The organism is Methylorubrum populi (genome assembly GCA_036946625.1).
Lineage (GTDB): Bacteria > Pseudomonadota > Alphaproteobacteria > Rhizobiales > Beijerinckiaceae > Methylobacterium > Methylobacterium populi_C.
In genome coordinates this window covers 1574979-1594118 of record JAQIIU010000002.1, presented here as the reverse complement: position 1 = coordinate 1594118, position 19140 = coordinate 1574979, and the positions used below count along the sequence as shown (strand labels likewise).

General features: G+C 69.0%; 16 protein-coding genes. 9 read left to right on the top strand and 7 right to left on the bottom strand.

Annotation, left to right across the window (positions count from 1 at the left end; all coding sequences use genetic code 11):
* Positions 1 to 9: 9 nt before the first annotated feature.
* Positions 10 to 309, bottom strand: a complete 300-nt coding sequence (locus PGN25_09480; protein ID MEH3117807.1) for a hypothetical protein — start codon at positions 307 to 309, stop codon at positions 10 to 12.
* 444 nt (positions 310 to 753) lie between these two features.
* Between PGN25_09480 and PGN25_09475 the strand changes: the two genes are divergently transcribed.
* Both PGN25_09475 and PGN25_09470 read left to right on the top strand, forming a co-directional pair.
* On the top strand, positions 754 to 1077 hold the full coding sequence (locus PGN25_09475; protein MEH3117806.1) for a type II toxin-antitoxin system Phd/YefM family antitoxin: 324 nt from the start codon (positions 754 to 756) through the stop codon (positions 1075 to 1077).
* Positions 1074 to 1514, top strand: a complete 441-nt coding sequence (locus PGN25_09470; GenBank protein ID MEH3117805.1) for a type II toxin-antitoxin system VapC family toxin — start codon at positions 1074 to 1076, stop codon at positions 1512 to 1514. The genes PGN25_09475 and PGN25_09470 overlap by 4 nt, the downstream gene beginning before the upstream one ends.
* 60 nt (positions 1515 to 1574) lie before the next feature.
* On the opposite strand, the gene PGN25_09465 is transcribed toward PGN25_09470, so the two are convergent.
* Together PGN25_09465 and PGN25_09460 are read right to left on the bottom strand one after the other, a co-directional pair.
* Complete coding sequence (locus tag PGN25_09465) at positions 1575 to 2777, bottom strand: pyridoxal phosphate-dependent aminotransferase (protein MEH3117804.1); 1203 nt, start codon at positions 2775 to 2777, stop codon at positions 1575 to 1577.
* Positions 2778 to 2905: 128 nt separating this feature from the next.
* The gene (locus PGN25_09460) at positions 2906 to 4216 is read right to left on the bottom strand and encodes an IS4 family transposase (GenBank protein MEH3117803.1); all 1311 of its coding nucleotides are present in this window, start codon (positions 4214 to 4216) and stop codon (positions 2906 to 2908) included.
* An 835-nt stretch (positions 4217 to 5051) separates the two neighbouring features.
* On the opposite strand from PGN25_09460, the gene PGN25_09455 reads away from it, so the two are divergent.
* The 5 genes from PGN25_09455 to pyrH all read left to right on the top strand — a co-directional run bounded on the left by PGN25_09455 (position 5052) and on the right by pyrH (position 12334).
* Complete coding sequence (locus tag PGN25_09455) at positions 5052 to 7034, top strand: acyl CoA:acetate/3-ketoacid CoA transferase (protein MEH3117802.1); 1983 nt, start codon at positions 5052 to 5054, stop codon at positions 7032 to 7034.
* Positions 7035 to 7511: 477 nt separating this feature from the next.
* Positions 7512 to 9182 (top strand): methyl-accepting chemotaxis protein, encoded by a 1671-nt coding sequence (locus tag PGN25_09450; GenBank protein MEH3117801.1) that lies wholly within the window; start codon positions 7512 to 7514, stop codon positions 9180 to 9182.
* A 161-nt stretch (positions 9183 to 9343) separates the two neighbouring features.
* Positions 9344 to 10411, top strand: coding sequence for a 30S ribosomal protein S2 (locus tag PGN25_09445; GenBank protein MEH3117800.1), 1068 nt, complete (start codon positions 9344 to 9346; stop codon positions 10409 to 10411).
* Between the two features lie 152 nt (positions 10412 to 10563).
* Entirely contained in the window at positions 10564 to 11484 is a 921-nt protein-coding gene (tsf, locus tag PGN25_09440; protein MEH3117799.1) for a translation elongation factor Ts, read from the top strand.
* Positions 11485 to 11611: 127 nt separating this feature from the next.
* The gene (gene pyrH, locus PGN25_09435) at positions 11612 to 12334 is read left to right on the top strand and encodes a UMP kinase (protein ID MEH3117798.1); all 723 of its coding nucleotides are present in this window, start codon (positions 11612 to 11614) and stop codon (positions 12332 to 12334) included.
* 316 nt (positions 12335 to 12650) lie between these two features.
* On the opposite strand, the gene ppa is transcribed toward pyrH, so the two are convergent.
* From ppa to PGN25_09420, 3 genes are all read right to left on the bottom strand, one after another.
* Entirely contained in the window at positions 12651 to 13190 is a 540-nt protein-coding gene (gene ppa / locus PGN25_09430; protein MEH3117797.1) for an inorganic diphosphatase, read from the bottom strand.
* Positions 13191 to 13394: 204 nt separating this feature from the next.
* A complete protein-coding gene (gene proP / locus PGN25_09425; GenBank protein ID MEH3117796.1) occupies positions 13395 to 14891 on the bottom strand; it encodes a glycine betaine/L-proline transporter ProP in 1497 nt (498 codons plus the stop codon).
* A gap of 607 nt (positions 14892 to 15498) precedes the next feature.
* Complete coding sequence (locus PGN25_09420; GenBank protein MEH3117795.1) at positions 15499 to 16005, bottom strand: GNAT family N-acetyltransferase; 507 nt, start codon at positions 16003 to 16005, stop codon at positions 15499 to 15501.
* Positions 16006 to 16145: 140 nt separating this feature from the next.
* Between PGN25_09420 and PGN25_09415 the strand changes: the two genes are divergently transcribed.
* On the top strand, positions 16146 to 16871 hold the full coding sequence (locus tag PGN25_09415) for a tyrosine-protein phosphatase (protein ID MEH3117794.1): 726 nt from the start codon (positions 16146 to 16148) through the stop codon (positions 16869 to 16871).
* A 10-nt stretch (positions 16872 to 16881) separates the two neighbouring features.
* Positions 16882 to 17868 (top strand): WcbI family polysaccharide biosynthesis putative acetyltransferase, encoded by a 987-nt coding sequence (locus tag PGN25_09410; protein MEH3117793.1) that lies wholly within the window; start codon positions 16882 to 16884, stop codon positions 17866 to 17868.
* Between the two features lie 65 nt (positions 17869 to 17933).
* Here PGN25_09410 and lpxD read toward each other — a convergent pair whose 3' ends face one another.
* Complete coding sequence (gene lpxD / locus PGN25_09405; protein MEH3117792.1) at positions 17934 to 18989, bottom strand: UDP-3-O-(3-hydroxymyristoyl)glucosamine N-acyltransferase; 1056 nt, start codon at positions 18987 to 18989, stop codon at positions 17934 to 17936.
* Positions 18990 to 19140: the final 151 nt, after the last annotated feature.

Below are 19140 nucleotides of genomic sequence, written 5' to 3'. Positions count from 1 at the left end.
CGGGCCGGCTCAGCCCGACAGCCGTGTATGGGCGACCGCGATCTCCCGCTCGGCGTCGGCCATGAGATAGGCGATGCGGGGTGCGTCGAGATTGGCGTCGGCGAGGCGCTGGCGCAGGTCGGCCTCGTAGCTCTTCTGCTCGGCGCGCCGGGGCGGCGGCAGCAGGCGCAGCAGCATCGGACTGGCGATCTCGCTGCGGACGAGGCCGCGATGGTTGGCGAGCCGCCTCAGGCTGCTGGCGAGGTCTTCCAGCTTCGATTCCGGCAGGTACTGGCGGGCGGCGGCGCGGGCTCTGCCGGAATGGGACATGGTGGAACCTTTTAGCGATAAGGTCCGAAAAGATTGCACGCGACCGGTTCGCTTTCCCTTGAGAAAGATCGTTAACGGTTCTCGCGCCGGAGCCCGGGAACCCCGCGGCCGTCCCGACGCATGCCGGATCGTGGCCGGCGGAAAACCGACAGGTGGGCCATGCGCCGGGATCGCGGTTCCTGTTCCCCGTGCTCCCGACGCACCGACAGCCGCTCGGCCCACTGAGCGTCACAGGAACGGCGCAGAGAACTGGTCCGCACCGCCCCGTCACTGCCGGCCCCGCCGCCACGCCGGCCCGAGAGGGCTCGCGAAACCATCGGGCGCCTCGGTTGCGGGGAGGGCCGATGTAGATGTCTGCGCCGCCGCGGGCAACCGCGCCGTGACGTCGCTCCGCAGAGATCGGAGATACGGCGCGTCGATCCCTTGATCTGCCGCGTTGAAGCGATGATCGGACCTGCTACTTTGAACCGTATGACGGGACGCACCCACTCGACCGACCCGGAGACCACGCCCGAGCGCTCTTGGCGTCTGGCCGATGCCAGGGCGCGTTTCGGCGAACTCGTTCGGCGCGTCCGGAGCGAAGGGCCGCAGCATGTCACCGTTCGCGGGCAGGAGGAGGTCGTCGTCATCTCTGCCGAGGACTTTCGCCGTTTGAAGGGCCAGACGACGGGGGAGGCTCTGGTCGCAGCCCTTCAGGCCTCGCCGGATCGGGAGATCGAGATCGAGCCGGAGCGTTTTCCAATGCCCGTACGCGATCCGATCTTGTGACGGGTTGGCTCCTCGATACGAACGTGCTCTCGGAACTTCGTCGACCGCGCCCGAATCCGAGAGTCACCGCCTTCGTCAGCACTCAGCCGCTCGTCAGCCTGCATGTCAGTACGGTCAGCTTGGCCGAGATACGATACGGTATCGAGCGCGCGGATGACGAAGCGAAGCGGGCAGCCCTTCGCAACTGGCTCGACGCCCGCATCCGGCCGATGTTCGCGGAGCGCATCCTACCGGTCAGCGAAGATGTCATGCTCCGCTGGCGAATGCTCGTCGAGGAGGGCCGGACGGTTCGCCACACCTTTCCGCAACCCGATCTCATCATCGCGGCGACCGCGCTCCAGCATGGGCTGACGCTCGTGACGCGCGACGTCGATGATTTCAGGAGGGCGCGTGTCGTGGTGCTGAATCCCTGGCTTGAAGGGACTGCCGTCGATTGAGGCCGCAGCGGCTGCCGCGGGAGGCCCGTCCCACGCCACGACAGCCGCCGGGCGGCGCACCTACCGCAGCGAACCGCAGAACCGCTGGATGCGCCGGCAGGCCTCCTCCAGGGTCTTGTTGGAGGTGGCATACGAGATGCGCAGGTTGGGCCCCAAGCCGAAGGCCGAGCCGTGGACCGCGGCGACGCCCTCGGCCTGGAGCAGTTCGGTGACGAAGTCCTCGTCCGAGGCGAGGGTCTTGCCGCTCTCGGTGGTCTTGCCGATCAGCTCGGCGCAGGACGGGTAGACGTAGAACGCGCCCTCCGGCACCGGGCACTTGAGGCCGTTCGACTGGTTCAGCATCGAGACCACGAGGTCGCGCCGCTCCTGGAACGCCGCCTTGAAGCGGGCGAGGTGCGCCTGCGTGCCGTCGAGCGCGGCCACCGCCGCCCATTGCGAGATCGAGGAGGCGCCCGAGGTCTGCTGGCCCTGCACGAAGTCCATCGCCTTGATCAGCGGCTCCGGGCCGGCGGCGTAGCCGATGCGCCAGCCGGTCATGGCGTAGGCCTTCGAGACGCCGTTCATGGTCAGCGTGCGCTCGTAGAGGCCGGGCTCGACCTGGGCCGGCGTGACGAACGCGAAGTCGCCGTAGGTCAGGTGCTCGTACATGTCGTCGGTGAGCACCCAGACCTGCGGATGGCGCATCAGCACGTCGGTGATCTTCTTCATCTCGTCGCGGGTATAGGCGGCGCCCGACGGGTTCGACGGCGAGTTGAGGATGATCCACTTGGTCCTGGGCGTGACGACGCGCTCGAGATCCTCCGGCTGCAGCTTGAAGTCGTGCGCCATGTCGGTGTCGGCGAAGACCGGCGTGCCGCCGCACAGGATCACCATCTCCGGGTAGGAGACCCAGTAGGGGCGCGGGATCACCACCTCGTCGCCGGGGTTCAGGGTGGCGAGCAGGGCGTTGTAGATGACGTGCTTGCCGCCGGTGCCGACGATGGTCTGGGAGACCTTGTAGTCGAGCCCGTTCTCGCGCTTGAACTTCCTGACGATGGCCTCGCGCAGCGGGTTGATGCCGGAGACGGGCGGGTACTTGGTCTCGCCGCGGCGGATCGCGTCGATCGCCGCCTCCTTGATGTGGTCGGGCGTGTCGAAGTCCGGCTCGCCGACCGAGAGGCTGATGACGTCGACGCCCGAGGCTTTCAGCTCGCGCGCCTTCTGGGTCATCGCGATGGTCGCGGACGGCTTCACCCGCGAGAGGGCGTCGGCGAGAAAGCCCATGGGAGGTCTCCGAAAAAGGTCTTCGAGCGTGCATGAGCCCGAAGGGTGTCTCGGGCATCGCCGGCCCTCGTAATCATGCGCTGCCGCGCGGGCAAGCGCGGCGGGCGGGACTCTTAGAGCCATGCCTTTTAAGGTGTTTTCTTAGCCATTAGCTTGGCCTTTTCGAGGACCCTGGCGGTGGCGACGTGTTTTCGGGCCGTAGCCGCCGCTACATAGGGCTTGTCGACCTTGCGCTTGGGACCACGCGGGCTGGTTGCAATCCGCCCTGGGTCGACCCGCTCCGCCAAGGCGAGCAAGCGGGCCGCGACGCTCGCCGCATCCTCCTGGCCCGTCAACACAGAGCCGTGTCCGAGCGCCACCATCAGCCCCTCGTAGCCGGCACCGATCTGACGGCTCAGGTGGAACACCGAGACCCGCGGCTCGGGCCCGTGCACCTGCTCGATGCACGCGCTCAGCAGGCTCAGCACGTTGTGGGCCAGAACGGCAGCGGCAAACCCCAGCAGGGCCGCCCGCGGACGACCCAGGCGACCGGCCTCGCTGTGCAGCACCCGTTCCATCTGCAGGAACAGACCCTCGATCCGCCAGCGTCGCCGATACACCTGCGCGATCTGCGCCGCACTGACGCTCGCCGGCAGGTTGCTCCACAGCCAGATCGTCCGGTCTCCCTCCGTCGTTGGCGCCGTCAAGCTCAGCGCGATGCGCCGCCACGCATCGCCGCTCCCCTCCAGCGTAATGCTCTGCTCACACAGTGTGCCGGTCTCGCAGGAGCCGCACGCCTGCCAATCCCCCTGCGCGCCCAGGCGGGGATGGTTGCCGTGCCGACGCACCACGAAGTGGCTGCCTGCCTCAACCAGACCCTGCAGCCAGGTCCGGACACAGAAGTGCCGATCGGCAACCCAGACCTGACCGGGCGCGGCAGCGTCCAGGAGGGCCCGGGCCAGCGCCCGTTCGTCGGCATAAGCATCTTCGGCCGCCACCAGATCGACGGCCAGGCCGGTATCGGGATCGTAGACGACCAGGGTCTGCCCCGGCAGGGCGGCGCCGCGATGCGCGCGCAGAGGCTTCAGGCGCTTGTCGCTGCCGGGCAGATGGTTGCCGTCCAGCACGCGCAGTGCGTAGCCCGGCAGGCTCGGATGGCCGGTGCCCGCCGCGGTCATCACCGGGGCCAGTCGGGTCGCGCTGCCGCGCACGAGGGCGCGCAGCAGGTCGGGCTCGGTGCGGTTGACCTTGTCGTAGAGGGCGGGCAGCGAGACGGTCAGGTCTTCGGCTTCGCGCGCAGCGGCGTGCAACGACGAGCGCAGGCCGAGAGCGACGAGCATCGTCAGCCTGACGACAGTGGAGAACAGCAACTCCCGCGTGTATTGCCGCTGGCGATGCTGCTCGAACACCTCGTCGATCCAGCCGGCCGGCAGCGCGTGTTCCAAGGCCGTGCGGGCCATCAGGCTCGTCGGCGCATAGTTCTCGAACCGTTCAATGACGGCAGACCAGACTGGATCGGATCCTTGCAATGCTTCGCTCATTGCAAGGATATAGTTAATATAAACGAACCTTAAAAGGCATAACTCTTAGAGCCTGTTCGGCCGGCCGACGTGTCTTCGTCGGGCCACGGCAAGGCGAGAGGAAAGCCATGACTCCCATCCCGACCCTCATCCTGAGGTGCCGGAGCGCAGCGGAGGCCTCGAAGGGTGCTCCAGATCCCGCGCGATCCCTGGAGCATCCTTCGAGGCCGCTCACGCGGCACCTCAGGATGAGGGTGGGGAGGGGATGATCGCAGTCAAACAGGCTCTCAGTCGCCGGCGCCCGCCTCCGCGGACATCTCGGCTCCTTGGGCTCTCGCTCCGCTCGACGCTTTTCAGGACATCCGTCCTGAAAAGCCCGCTCCGCGCGGCGCTCTTGATTGTGCCTCTTGGCGCCGCGAAGCCGCTCACGCGGCTTCGAGCGATTGTCCCGGCGGGACTCTGCTTCCCGGCGCGGGCGGCCTGCCGACGATCGGGGTGAAAAGCCCTGCAATTTTTCTCAAGCTGGAACGAAGAGTTTTTCAGGCATACGCTGCCGGGGTTCTGCGGTATTATCTCACGAAAGACGTGCAGTTTATTGCAGTGCGACAGCATATCGATGCGCCGCAACGATGAATGCATGCAGGATTCGACCGGCTGGCCGGCGGCGGAAGCCGTCCGAATTTTCGCGGGCGGCCGGGAGGATGTCGGGTGGAGACGGCAAGAGGCGGAGGGCACCGCCCGGCCGGACCGAAGGCGAGCGGAGGACGGCGGTCCCATGAAGAAGAACAAGGTCATCACGGCCGAGGAGGCGATCGCGCTGATCCGCGAGAACGATGTCCTGACCACCACCGGCTTCGTCCAGAGCTGCATCCCGGAGGCGCTGCACGCGGCCCTCGAAAAGCGCTTCGTCGACACCGGTTCGCCGCGGGGCCTCACCCTGATCATGACCGCGGGCGCGGGCGACTCGAAAGGCCTCGGCACTGGCCGCCTGCACCATGACGGACTGCTGTCGCGGGTCATCGCCGCCAATTTCGGGCGCATGCCCAAGGTCGCCCAGGCTGCGCAGGCCAACCTGATCCGCGGCTACAACCTGCCGCAGGGCGTGATCTCGCAGCTCTACCGCGCCTGCGCCGCCGGCCAGCCGGGGCTGTTCTCGAAGGTGGGCCTGAAGACCTACGTCGATCCGCGCCACGGCGGGGCCAAGGTCAACGACCTGACCACCGAGGACATCGTCAAGCTGGTGGAGGTCGATGGCGAGGAGTGGCTGTTCTACACCGCCACCAAGATCGATGTGGCCTTCATCCGCGCCACCTCCGCCGACCCGTCGGGCAACCTGAGCTTCGAGAAGGAGGCGCTGACCCTCGACTGCCTCGCCCAGGCCATGGCCGCGCGCAACAACGGCGGCATCGTCGTCGCCCAGGTCGAGCGCATCGTCGACGACGGCTACCTGCTGCCCAAGGATGTCCGCGTCCCCGGCATCCTCGTGGATTGCGTGGTGGTCGCCGAGCCCGAGATGCACCGCATGAACTACGGCGTCGTGTACGATGCGGCGCTCGCCGGCGAGATCCGGGTGCCGGTCACCGGCATCAAGCGGATGCCGCTCAACGAGCGCAAGATCATCGCGCGGCGCGCCGCCTTCGAACTGCCGCCCAACGGCGTGGTCAATCTCGGCGTCGGTGCGCCCGAGGGCATTTCCTCCGTGGCGAACGAGGAAAAGATCACCCCCTACATCACGCTGACCACCGAGGCCGGCGCGGTCGGCGGGGTGCTGGCCTCCGGTTCCAGCTTCGGCGCGGCGACGAATGCCGACTGCATCATCGACCAGAACCAGATGTTCGACTTCTACGACGGCGGCGGCCTCGACATGACCTGCCTCGGCATGGCCGAGTGCGACGGCGCCGGCAACGTCAACACCTCGAAGTTCGGGGGCAAGCTCAACGGCTGCGGCGGCTTCATCAACATTTCGCAGAACGCCCGCTCGGTCGTCTTCGCCGGCACCTTCACCGCGGGCGGCCTGGAGATCGCCGTGCAAGAGGGCCAAGTGAAGATCGTCACCGAGGGCCGGGCCCGGAAGTTCGTCACCCAGGTGCAGCAGAACACCTTCTCCGGCCCCTACGCGGTCGAGCGCGCGCAGCCGGTGATCTACGTGACCGAGCGCTGCGTGTTCCAGCTCACGAAGGACGGGCTCGAACTGATCGAGGTGGCGCCCGGGATCGACATCGAGCGCGACATCCTCGCCCACATGGATTTCGCCCCCGTGGTGCGCAATCCGGTGACGATGGACGCCCGCATCTTCCGCGACGGGCCGATGGGCCTGATCTCGGACCTGCTCAACCTCGATCTCACGTCGCGCGTCAGCCTGGATGCCGAGCGCAACATCCTCTTCATCAACCTGGAGGGCTGGTACTGCCGGGTGAAGAGCGACATGGACGAGTTGCGCATGACCATCGTCGAGGCCTGCCGGAAGGCCGGCCAGCGGGTCAACGCCGTGATCAACCACGACGGCTTCCGGCTCAACGAGAACCTCTACGACGACTATGCCGGGATGATCCAGTATCTCCAGGCGAACTACTACGCGACGACGACCCGCTACGCGACCAGCGCCTTCCTGCGCCTGAAGATGGAGGAGGCCCTGACCAAGCGCGGCGTCGCCCCCCACGTCTTCGAGCGCAAGGAGGAGGCCCAGGCCTTCCTCGGCAGCACCGAGGACAGACGCGCGCGGAAAATGATCTCGCCGGCGGTGGCCTCCGCCGCCTGACGGCGGAGGCTCCGGGTTCGCGGCGGAATGTGCCTTCCGCCGACGGGGGAAGGCTTTCGTTCGGCAGCATCCCGGCAGTCACCGTTCGGGAGGCGGCCTCGCCGGGCACCGACAGCCGGCAGGGATGCGCTGGACTCTTGTTTTTGCATCGTCTTTTTCCGAAAGCCGGAGGCCGCCTTTCGGGAGGATGCTCTAGCGGCCCGCGGTGGCCGCATGCGCCCATCGGAGGATGATCACAAATCCGGTTGGCGGAGCGGGCGGAACCAGGGGAGCGCCATACCGAACGTGCGGAGCTGGATCGTTCGAATTAAAGCATATCGCCAAATTTCCTTGGATATACGAGGATTATCTCGACGCATATCTGTGTGCCTTGGCGTTTACCATCGTTTCAACGGATCTCTCTCGAATTTGCAGCTCATTAATTGTCGCAGCGCAATGCGTGCATGAGCCAAGGAAAGGCGCATGCTTCCCATGACGATGACACTCAAGCGCACCCTCGCGGGCCTGTTCGCGCTCATGCTGCTGCTGGCGGTCGGGCAGGGCGTCCTCGCCCTGATCAAGCTCGACGCGATCGGCGCGCGAACGTCGAGCCTCCTCGACAACACCATTCCGTCGATCAACGAGGCCCACACCATCAACGCCCTCGTGATCCGGACGCGGCTCTGGCAGTTCCGTTACGTCACGGCCGAGGACGAAGCGGCACGGGCGGGCTACGCCGAGAAGGTCGCGACCTTCATGCGCGACCGCAACGCCAAGGTCGCGGCCTATGCGGCGCTGATCTCGTCCGCGCAGGAGCGGCGGGCCTACGACGATCTCCTGGCCAAGCTCGACTTGCTGAAGCCGGAATGGGACCGGCTGCGCGCCTTCCCGAGCGACCGGCAGAACGAGGCGCTCGCCCATTTCCGCGGATCCATGAACGCGCGCTATCTCGCGGTTTCCGATGCGGCGCGGGCCCTCGTCGACGTCAACATCGAGGGGAGCAAGGCCGCCGATGCCGCCGTCCGTGCCGAGCAGGCCACCGCGATACGCATCACCCTGGCCGCGCTCTGCATCACGACCCTGACGGCGGTCGGCGCGATGATCTTCTCCTTCGTCGGCGTGTCGCGCCCGATCGAGCGGATGACGGAGGCGATGCGGCGTCTCGCGGGCGGCGATACCGATTCGCCGATCCCCTTCGGCCGGCGTCGGGACGAGATCGGCGCGATGGCGGCCACCGTCCACGTGTTCCGCGACAACCTTCTGCGCGCCCGTGCCCTGGAGGAGGAGACCGCCCTCGCCCGCGCCTCGGCCGAGGAGCAGCGCAAGGCCGGCATGCGCAGCATGGCCGACGGCTTCGAGCACGCGGTCGGCGGCATTCTCGAAACCGTCACCGCGGCGGCGACCGAGCTGCAGGCCACCGCCCAGAGCATGACCGCGATCGCCACGCAGACCGCCGGCCAGTCCACCACCGTGGCGGCCGCCGCCGAGCAGGCGGCCGGCAATGTCGGAATGGTCGCCGCCGCCACCGAGGAACTCGGCTCCTCGGTGTGGGAGATCGGCCGGCAAGTCGCCGGATCGGCCGAACTCGCCGGGGTCGCGGCCGGCGAGGCGGGGCAGACCGTCGTGCTGGTGCGGGATCTGTCGGAGGCCGCCGCGCGGATCGGCGACGTGGTCGCGCTGATCTCCACCATCGCAGCGCAGACGAACCTGCTCGCGCTCAACGCCACGATCGAGGCCGCCCGCGCCGGGGAGGCGGGCCGCGGCTTCGCGGTGGTGGCCGCCGAGGTCAAGGAACTCGCCAACCAGACCGCGCGGGCCACCGAGGAGATCTCGGGCCAGATCGCACGGATCCAGGGCGCGACCGGCGAGGCCGTGACGGCCATCGACGGGATCAGCACCCGCATCCGCGAGATCAGCGGCGTCGCCACCGGCATCGCGGCGGCGGTGGAGGAGCAGGGGGCGGCGACGCAGGAGATCGTGCGCAACGTCGGCCAGGCGGCGACCGGCACCGGCGAGGTGACGAGCAACATCGCGGGCGTCGCCACGGCGGCGGAGGAAACCGGAGCGGCGGCCGCTCAAGTGCTGGCCTCGGCCTCCGACCTGTCGCGGCAGGCCGAACGTCTCAGCACCGAGATGTCCCGCTTCCTCGCGTCGGTGAGAGCTGCGTAGGGTCCGAGCCGCGCCGGCTTGCCATTCCGGACTTTCCCTGCTAACGCCGCGCCCATTCCACACGCGGAGCCGGCCTCATGCCTGAATGAGGCGTTTCCGGTGGCCGGCGAAACGCCGGCTGCATCCTCCGCGGCGGTATCAACCGGAGAGACCAAAAGATCATGGCCGTCGATTTCTCTATGCGCCAGCTCCTCGAGGCCGGCGCCCATTTCGGGCACCAGTCGCACCGCTGGAACCCGAAGATGCAGCCCTACATCTTCGGCACCCGCAACAACATCCACATCATCGACCTCGCCCAGACGGTGCCGGCGCTCCACGCCGCGCTCCAGGCGGTGAGCGACACCGTGGCCCGCGGCGGCCGCGTTCTGTTCGTCGGCACCAAGCGCCAGGCGGCGGACGCCATCGCCGAGGCGGCCAAGCGTTCGGCCCAGTACTACGTCAACTCCCGCTGGCTCGGCGGCATGCTGACCAACTGGAAGACCATCTCCGGCTCGATCCAGCGCCTGCGCAAGGTCGACGAGACGCTCGAAGGCGGGGCCGTCGGCCTCACCAAGAAGGAGCGCCTCATGCTGACGCGCGAGAAGGACAAGCTCGAGAAGGCGCTCGGCGGCATCAAGGACATGGGCGGCGTGCCCGACCTCCTGTTCGTGATCGACACCAACAAGGAGCAGCTCGCGATCAAGGAGGCCCAGCGCCTCGGCATCCCGGTCGCGGCCATCGTCGACACGAACTGCAACCCGGACGGCATCTCCTACATCGTCCCGGCCAACGACGACGCCGGCCGCGCCATCGCGCTCTACTGCGACCTGATCGCCCGCGCGGCGATCGAGGGCATCGGCCGCGGCCAGGGCGCCCTCGGCATCGATGTCGGCGCCTCCGAGGAGCCGACCGCCGAGGAGCTGCCGCCGGCCAACGACGACCTCGCGGCCTCCGTCGCCTCCGACGCGATCGCCCCGGCCGACGTCGCCGCGCTCGCCGAGTCGACCGGGCACTTCGAGCAGCTCGCCGCACCCCGCGGCGCGCCCGACGACCTGACCAAGCTCAACGGCGTCGGCCCGCAGCTCGTGCAGAAGCTCAACGATGCCGGCGTGTGGCACTACTGGCAGATCGCCGCCATGCAGCCCGAGGACGTGGCCAAGCTCGACACGGACCTGAAGCTCAACGGCCGCCTCGCCCGCGATGGCTGGATCGAACAGTCCCGCGCCTTCGTCGAGGCGGCTGCGGCGTAAGTTGCAACGCTCCGCCGCCGGGTTTCCCGCCCGGCGGCCCGATCGTCATCTGTTTTGCCGATCGTCATCTGTTTTGCAAAGCCCGGTGCTTTCAACGAGCGCCGGGCTCGCTCACTTCAAGACCTGCTCTTCCAGACCTCAAGAGGACCGCCATGGCCAACATCACCGCCGCTCTCGTGAAGGAGCTTCGCGAAAAGACCGGCGCCGGCATGATGGATTGCAAGGGCGCGCTCAACGAGACCGACGGCGATCTCGAAGCGGCGGTTGACTGGCTGCGCAAGAAGGGTCTCGCCAAGGCCGCCAAGAAGGCCGGCCGCGTCGCGGCGGAGGGTCTCGTCGCCGTCGAGTCCGCCGGCCGCCACGCCGCGGTCGTCGAGGTGAACTCCGAGACCGACTTCGTCGCCCGCAACGATGGCTTCCAGGCGTTTGCCCGCGAGGCCGCCAAGCTCGCGCTGAACACCGACGGCACCCTGGAGGGCCTGGAGGCCGCGACCTTCCCCGGTTCGTCCGCGACCGTGAAGGACACGCTCTCGAACCTCATCGCCACCATCGGCGAGAACATGACCCTGCGCCGCGTCGCCAAGCTCGAAGTGGCCAAGGGCGTGATCGCCTCCTACGTCCACGGCCAGATCAGCGAGGGCCTCGGCAAGATCGGCGTGCTCGTCGCGCTCGAGTCCGAGGGCGACGTCGAGGTCCTCTCGACGCTCGGCCGTCAGATCGCCATGCACGTCGCCGCCACCAACCCGGCGGCGCTCGACGCCTCGGGCGTCGATGCGTCGGTGGTCGAGCGCGAGTCGAACATCCTGCGCGAGAAGAACGCCGGCAAGCCGGACCACGTGCTCGCCAAGATCGTCGAGAGCGGCCTGAAGAGCTACTACAAGGAGGTCACCCTCCTGGAGCAGCCCTTCGTCCACGACGGCTCCAAGACCGTCGCCCAGGTCCTCAAGGAGGCCGCGGGCAAGGCCGGCGGCGAGGTCGCGATCAAGGGCTTCGTCCGTTACGCGCTCGGCGAGGGCATCGAGAAGGAAGAGGGCCCGGACTTCGCCGCCGAAGTGGCGAGCATGTCGCGCTGATCGTCACCGATCCTCACAGGTCGTCCGATAAAGGGGCGGCGGCAGCGATGCCGCCGCCCCTCGACGTTCGGGCTCCCGTGTTGCTAGAAGCCGCGGCGCACCAGGCCCGAGACGACGAGGATCTTCGATGTCGGAAACGACGACCTACCGCCGCGTCCTCGTCAAGCTGTCCGGCGAGGCGCTGGCCGCTCCCGACGGCTACTGGCTGCACCCGCCGACGCTGGCCGCGCTCGCCGAGGACATCTCGAACACCATCGCCCAGGGCATCCAGGTCGCGGTCGTGGTCGGCGGCGGCAACATGATCCGTGGGGCGCGCATCTCCCAGGCCGGCTGGATCGACCGGGCGACCGGCGATTCCCTCGGCATGATGGCCACCGTGATGAACTCGCTCGCCATCGAGACCGCGCTCAACGCCGCCGGCGTGCAGGCCCGCACCATGTCGGCGGTCTCGATGCCGACGATCTGCGAGACCTATGCCCGCCAGCCGGCCCTGCACCACCTCGACAAGGGTCAGGTCGTGGTGCTCGCGGGCGGCACCGGCAACCCGTACTTCACCACCGACACGGCGGCCGTGCTGCGCGCGGCGGAGCTGCGCTGCGACGCCGTGCTGAAGGCGACGCAGGTGGACGGGGTCTACTCGGCCGATCCGAAGAACGACCCCGACGCCATCCGCTACGACCGGCTCACCCACGACGAGGCCATCGCCCGCGACCTCAAGGTGATGGACACCGCCGCCTTCGCCCTCGCCCGCGAGAGCCGGCTCACCATCGTGGTGGGCTCGGTGCACGCGCCGAGCTCGATCGGCGCGATCCTGACGGGCGCCTCGGTCTCGACCCGCGTGGTGCCCTGAGGGGCGTGCGCCACGACGGACTCCTCCGAAGGGTCGGTGCCGAAAGTCGGAGACACCGTCCTTCCGGAAACGTGGCGCTGCTGGATTGCTTCGGCTCCGCCTCGCAATGACGGGAAAGGAAAGCCCGCACCGTCATTGCGAGCGCAGCGAAGCAATCCAGCACCGCGACGGTGACGATTTCGATCGCCCATGGCCGCCGGGACCGCAGAAAGTCCGCGACAAGCGCGGGGCATCACCTGTCTTGGCGAAGAGCCGAAACGGCAGGAGCCGCGGCGAGATCGCCGCAACTCCAGAGGATCTTTCGGAAAGAAAAAACTCAGCCGGCCTTGTGGGCCTTCTCGCGCTCGATGCCTTCGAGGATCAGGCGGTGGGCCTCCTCCCTGTCGCCCCAGCGGACGACCTTCACCCACTTGCCGGGCTCCAGATCCTTGTAGTGCTCGAAGAAGTGCTGGATCTGGCTGATCGTGATCTCGGGCAGGTCGGTGTAGTTCTCGACCCGGTTGTAGCGCTGGGTCAGCTTGCGCGAGGGGACGGCGATGATCTTCTCGTCCTCGCCGCCGTCGTCCTCCATCACCAGCACGCCCACGGGGCGCACGCTGATGATCGCGCCCGGGATGATGGCGCGGGTGTTGGCCACCAGCACGTCGCAGGGGTCGCCGTCGCCGGAGCGGGTGTGGGGGATGAAGCCGTAATTCCCCGGATAGAACATCGGCGTGTAGAGGAACCGGTCGACGACGAGCGTGCCGGCCTCCTTGTCCATCTCGTACTTGATCGGCTCGCCGCCGAGCGGGACCTCGACGATCACGTTGACGTCGTGCGGCGGGTTCCTGCCGATCGAGATGGCGTTGATGTCCATGGCCCTGTGCTCTCTGAAATCCGGCCGTCGGACGCGTCGCCCCGTCCGGCGGGTGCATCGTGCGGGGGCGGCTCACGGTGCCGCACCCATCGACGGAAGTCTTAGAATGCGCGGAGGGGAAATGAAATCGTTCCTCCGGCCAAGTTCTCTCACCGGCCGGGGATCGAAGACGGAAATTTTCCGCCTGTGCCGGGCCGGCGGGTCTCAGCCCGCCACCGGCGCTCCCCCGGAGGCCGGCGGGGCCGAGGCGGTGCCGGGCAGCACCGGATCGACGGTGAGCGGCACGTCGCCCGCGCAGACTTCGCGCGCCTCCTCCTCGTTCGCCACGGACGGGGGCGAGCCGCGCAGGGGCAGCCCCGCGGTCTCGCGGACCGTCAGCATGGTCAGCAGCCCGATCGTCGCGGCGCCCATCAGGTAATAGGCGGGCACCAGCGGGTCGCCGGTCCTGCTCACCAGCCACGCGGTCACGAGCGGCGTGGTGCCGCCGAACAGCGAGACCGACAGGTTGAACGCGATCGACAGGGCGCTGTAGCGCACCGGCGTGTAGAACAGGGCCGGCAGGGTCGCGGGCATCGAACTGGTGAAGCACACCAGCGCCAGCCCCAGCAGCATCAGGCCGAGGAAGATCAGCCCGTCGTGGCCGCTGCCCACCAGCATCAGCGACGGGACGGACAGCACGATCAGCGCCGTGCAGGCGCCGATGATCATGGGGCGCCGCCCCAGCCGGTCGCTGAGCAGGCCGCCGACCACGTTGAGCGGCATCATCACCAGCATCACGACGATGATGAGCAGGAGTCCCTTGGTCTCGTGATAGCCCACCGTCACCGTGAGGTAGTTCGGCATGTAGGTGAGCAGCATGTAGTCGGTCACGTTGAACACCAGCACCAGCCCGATGCAGTGCAGGATCGGCCGCCAGTGCAGCCTGAACAGGGTGCGCAGGCCGGGCCGCTCGCTCTCGCGCTCGTCGGTCTCCCGGGCATGCGCCTGGAAGGCCGGCGTCTCTTCGAGCTTCAGCCGCATGTAGAGCCCGAGCAGCCCGAGCGGCCCGGCGATGAGGAACGGGATGCGCCAGCCCCAGCTCAGCATGTCGGCCTCGCTCAGCGCGAATTGCAGGGCGGTGACCGTGGCCGCGCCGGCGATGTAGCCGCCGAGCGTCCCGAATTCGAGCCAGCTTCCCATCAGCCCGCGGGTCCGGTCGGTGCTGTACTCGGCGATGAAGGTGGCCGCGCCGCCGTACTCGCCCCCGGTGGAGAAGCCCTGCACCAGCCGCGCGACCAGCAGCAGGATGGGGGCGGCGATGCCGATCCGCTCGTAGGAGGGGATCAGCCCGATCGAGAAGGTGCCGACCGCCATCAGGATCATGGTGAAGGCCAGCACCTTGTGCCGGCCGTAGCGGTCGCCCAGCGGCCCGAACACGAGGCCGCCGAGCGGGCGGACGAGGAAGGCGACGGTGAAGGTCGCGAAGGTCGCGATCAACTGCGCGGTGGGATCGCCTTCGGGGAAGAAGACGCGCCCGAGCGTCACGGCGAGGTAGCCGTAGACGCCGAAGTCGAACCACTCCATCGCGTTGCCCAGCGCCGCCGCGCCCACCGCGCGGCGCACGAGCGCGGGGTCCACCCGCGTGATCTCGTCGATGTCGAGGTCGCGTCGGCGCTTGAACCAGCCGAAATGCGCCTGCTGGGCAGGACGGGATAACGTCATTCGGTCAGATCTCCGTGCCGGGCGCCCGAGGCGCGCGGCGATCCTGCGGATCGCAAGCAGGCGTTCTTCCGCGCAGGCGGCCCTTCGTCGGCCGGAAGCGCGGCGTGATGCGATCCGGGTTAGCCCGATATAACGTAGGCGAACAAGCTGCGCGGGTTGGTCGCGCGGGGCTCATTCAGACGCCCTTCGGTCGATGACCTCGGCCTCTCCACCGTCCTTGCGAGGCGAAGCCGTGGCAAACCAGGGCGCGCCCTTTCCGGACATGCCCGCGCCCTGGATCGCTTCGCGGCCGCTCGCGATGACGGAGGATGGCCAAACCCGAAGCGATCGATCGGAAACGGTATGAGAGCCTGTTTGACCGGCCGACGTGTCCTCGCCAAGCAACGGCAGGGCGAGAAGGCCATGCTCCCATCCTCACCCTCATCCTGAGGTGCCGCGTGAGCGGCCTCGAAGGGTGTTCCAGATCCCGCGCGATTTCTGGAGCACCCTTCGAGGCCTCCGCTGCACTCCGGCACCTCAGGATGAGGGTCGAGATGGGATCACCGCAGTCAAACAGGCTCTCAGACGTTTGCGGAGGATCGGCCCGCCGAGCGGGGCCGGACGCGGCTCAGGAGAACAGGTAGCCGACCTTCGGCAGGCCGATGCCGGAGAGGCGCTCGATCGATTCCGCACCGGCCACGCCGCCCAGGCCCTCGTAGAAGGCGCAGGCGCGGGCGTTGTCGGCGAGCGCCCAGACGCCGATGCGGGTGAGCCCGCGGTCGATCAGATCGTTGCGCACCGCCCGGAACAGGCGGGTGCCGAGCCCGAGCCCCTGGAACGCGGGGGCGATGTAGAGCTCGTCGATCTCGCCGTCCGCCCGCATCGCCCGGTCGCGCATCCGGCCGTAGGCGGCGTAGCCCGCGACCCGCTCGCCGAAGGCGACGACGGCGAGCCCGCGCCCGCCCCCGATCATGCCGTGCCACGTCGTCGGCCCGCGCCGGGCGAGGAAGCGCTCCAGGGCGAGGCCGGGGATCACGCCCTGGTAGGCCTCGCGCCAAGCGGCGTCGAACACCGCCGCGAGTCCGTCGGCGTCCGCCGCACGGGCGCGGCGGACGCTCACCGTGTTCGTCGTCATCGCGGGCTCCGGTCGGCGGGTGGACGGCGCATGATGCCGACAGAGCGACCGCTTCGGCAACGGTGCGAAGCGGTCCGCGTTGTCGCCCGAATCGCGGGCTGGTAGAGGGACGCTCCGACAGGCTTCCCCCCGCGCGATCCGTGTTCAACCGCTTCCTTCCTCCCGAGACGCGCTACGCGCGGCGCATGGCGCGCATCGCGAAGTTCGAGCGGCCCATCGACGGTTCCGTCGCCCGGGCGAAGGCCTGGGCCAACATGCTGCTCGTGGATCACGGCATCTTCCGGCTCGCCTATCTCAACCGGCACCGGATCGGCACCGGGCTCGTCTGGCGTTCGGCCCAGCCGAGCCCGCACCAGTTCGCGTGGTTCAAGCGCCAGGGCGTGCGCACGGTGGTGTCGCTGCGCGGCGGGCGCGAGCACGGCTCCTGGCCGCTGCAGCGGGAGGCCTGCGAGCGGCAGGGATTGACTCTGGTGGAGTTCGTGTTGCGTTCCCGCGAGGCCCCCTCCCGCGAGACCCTGCTCGCCGCCCGCGACTTCTTCGCCGGGATCGAGTACCCGGCCGTCATGCACTGCAAGTCGGGTGCGGATCGGGCCGGGCTCGCCGCCACCCTGTTCCTGATCCTGCACGAGGGCCGGCCGGTACGGGAGGCCCTGCGCCAGCTCTCGCCGCGCTACGGCCATTTCCGCTTCGCCAAGACCGGCATCCTGGACGCGTTCTTCGCCACCTATCTGCGCGAGGGCGAGGCGCGCGGGCAGGGCTTCCTGGAGTGGGTCGAGCAGACCTACGATCCGCAGGCGCTCACCCGAAGCTTCCGCGCCGGCTTCTGGTCCGACCTCGTGGTCGACCGCCTGCTGCGGCGCGAGTAGGCGCGCCGCCTTGGGCCTCGCCCGCCTTCTTCGCTGGGCGCGCCGGCCCTGGGCCGGACGCGGCGGGGCTGAGGATGCCGGCCTGACCGGTCCCCGGATCGCGGTGATCGGCAATTGCCAGGCCCGCGGCGTCGCCGATGCCCTGCGCATCCTCGTCGGCGCACGGGTGCGCCTGATCCCGATGAGCGCGCTGGGCAAGGGCGGGCAGGGCCTCGACGCCTTCGCGAGATCGCTCGGCGCGTGCGACCACGTCTTCTCGCAGCCCTTCCCGGCGGGCTTCTTCCCCGAGGGCGGCTCGGAGGCGCTGGGCGAACGGCTGCCGCGGATGCGGCTGTTTCCGTCGATCGTCTTCACCGCCTTCCACCCCGACGCGGTCTATGTCGGCGATCTCGCCTCGGTGGCCCGCGTCCGGCTCGCGCCGTCGCCGCTCGGCACCTATCACTCGGCGATCGTCCTGTTCGGCTTCCTCCAGGGGCTCGCGCCGGAGCGGATCGTCGGGCTGTTCCGCGAGGACGTCTTTTCGCGATTGGGTTATCTCGATGCCTGGGACATCGCCGCCGCGGACCTGATCGCGTCGAGCCGGGCGATCGGCTTCGACCTCTCGGGCGACCTGCTGCGCTGGTCGCGGGGCGGCCTGTTCATGCACAACATCAACCACCCGCGGCTGGCCGTGCTCGGCGACGTCGCCGCGCGGCTCGCGCGCGAGGCGGGGCTGACGCCGCGCCCGGTCCCGGTCGAGGCCTACGCGCCGGACGTGCTCCTCGACGATGCGATCTGGCCGGTCTATCCGCCGGTGGCGACGCTCTACGGCGTGGCGGGCTCCACGGTGTTCAAGCGCCGCCAGCGCCGGAACGCGCCGCCCGAGACGCTGAGCCTCGACGCCTTCGTGGCGGAAAGCCTCGCGATCTACCGGACGCTGCCGCCTGCGTCGCTGACCTGCCACCGGATCGAGCACTGGCGCGGCCGTCCCGACATCGTCTCGCTGTTCGAAGCGTGAAGGTGCCCGTCACGGGTTCCCAGAGGGCAAGCCCTTCGGCGGGTTTCAGGGCGGAGCCCTGAACGTCAATTCCCGGTGTCATCCTTGCCCGACCGCTCGGCGAGGCGGGCGAGCGTCGTCATCTCGCGAAACCACGTCCGCACCGGCTTGGCCGGCGTGCCGCCCCAGCGCGAGCCCGGCGGCACGTCGCGGTTGACGTTGGAGGAGCCGGCGATCTGCGAGCCCATGCCGATGCGCAGGTGGCCGACGACGCCGACCTGGCCGCCGAGCACCACGTAATCCTCCAGCGTGGTCGAACCGGAGATGCCGACGCCGGAGACGATCACGCAGTGACGGCCGATCACCACGTTGTGGGCGATCTGCACGAGGTTGTCGATCTTGGTGCCCTCGCCGATCACCGTGTCGCGCGAGGCGCCCCGGTCGATCGTGGTGTTGGCGCCGATCTCGACATCGTCCTGCACGATGACGCGGCCGACCTGCGGCACCTTGAGATGGCCGCCGGCGCCCATGGCGAAGCCGAACCCGTCCTGGCCGATCCGGGCGCCGGGATGGACGATCACCCGGTTGCCGACGAGCGCGTGGGTCAGGGTCGTGCCCGCGCCGATGGAGCAGTCGCGGCCGATCCGCACGTTCGGGCCGATCACCGCGTTGGGGCCGATCACCGTGCCCGCGCCGATCTCGGCGCCGGGGCCGACCACGGCGCCGGGATCGACGCGCACTCCGTCCTCCAGCCGTGCCTGCGGGTGGACATGGGCGCCGGGCGAGATCCCGCCCGCGGCAAACAGCGAGCCCGGCCGCATCGCCTCCTCGTAGAGGCGCGCCAGGAGCCCGGCATAGGCGCGGTAGGGATCGCGGGTGACGAGCGCCACGGTGCCGGAGGGCACGCGGGCGGAAAAGCGCGGGGCGACGAGGCAGGCCAGGGCCCGGGTCGCGGCGAGCGCGTCGCCGTAGCGGGCATTGTCCATGTAGGCGACTTCGGTCGGACCCGCGGTTTCGAGCGGAGCGGCGCCGGTCACGGCCCGGTCGGGGTCGATACCCTCGGGCAGCGGGACGCCGCAGGCTTCGGCGACGCCGCCGAGGGTCAGGCCGCCCTTCGGGGCGATGAAGACGGGATCTGACATGAGGCTCGAATGCGCCGGCGCGGGATGGGTCGGAGCGCCGCTATAGCGTCGTTCGGTGCGGGCGGCACCCGCCGCGGGCAAGGAAGCGCGTCCCGGCGCATGGTTCTGGAAGCCGGAGGCCCCCTTTCGGGACGAGGCCCCGGACAAAACG

Bases quoted from the DNA above. Each gene is read 5' to 3' on its own strand.
- PGN25_09480 (MEH3117807.1), bottom strand. From the start codon at position 309: ATGTCCCATTCCGGCAGAGCCCGCGCCGCCGCCCGCCAGTACCTGCCG.
- PGN25_09475 (MEH3117806.1), top strand. From the start codon at position 754: ATGATCGGACCTGCTACTTTGAACCGTATGACGGGACGCACCCACTCG.
- PGN25_09465 (MEH3117804.1), bottom strand. From the start codon at position 2,777: ATGGGCTTTCTCGCCGACGCCCTCTCGCGGGTGAAGCCGTCCGCGACC.
- PGN25_09460 (MEH3117803.1), bottom strand. From the start codon at position 4,216: ATGGCCCGCACGGCCTTGGAACACGCGCTGCCGGCCGGCTGGATCGAC.
- PGN25_09455 (MEH3117802.1), top strand. From the start codon at position 5,052: ATGAAGAAGAACAAGGTCATCACGGCCGAGGAGGCGATCGCGCTGATC.
- PGN25_09450 (MEH3117801.1), top strand. From the start codon at position 7,512: ATGACACTCAAGCGCACCCTCGCGGGCCTGTTCGCGCTCATGCTGCTG.
- PGN25_09445 (MEH3117800.1), top strand. From the start codon at position 9,344: ATGGCCGTCGATTTCTCTATGCGCCAGCTCCTCGAGGCCGGCGCCCAT.
- tsf (MEH3117799.1), top strand. From the start codon at position 10,564: ATGGCCAACATCACCGCCGCTCTCGTGAAGGAGCTTCGCGAAAAGACC.
- pyrH (MEH3117798.1), top strand. From the start codon at position 11,612: ATGTCGGAAACGACGACCTACCGCCGCGTCCTCGTCAAGCTGTCCGGC.
- ppa (MEH3117797.1), bottom strand. From the start codon at position 13,190: ATGGACATCAACGCCATCTCGATCGGCAGGAACCCGCCGCACGACGTC.
- proP (MEH3117796.1), bottom strand. From the start codon at position 14,891: ATGACGTTATCCCGTCCTGCCCAGCAGGCGCATTTCGGCTGGTTCAAG.
- PGN25_09420 (MEH3117795.1), bottom strand. From the start codon at position 16,005: ATGACGACGAACACGGTGAGCGTCCGCCGCGCCCGTGCGGCGGACGCC.
- lpxD (MEH3117792.1), bottom strand. From the start codon at position 18,989: ATGTCAGATCCCGTCTTCATCGCCCCGAAGGGCGGCCTGACCCTCGGC.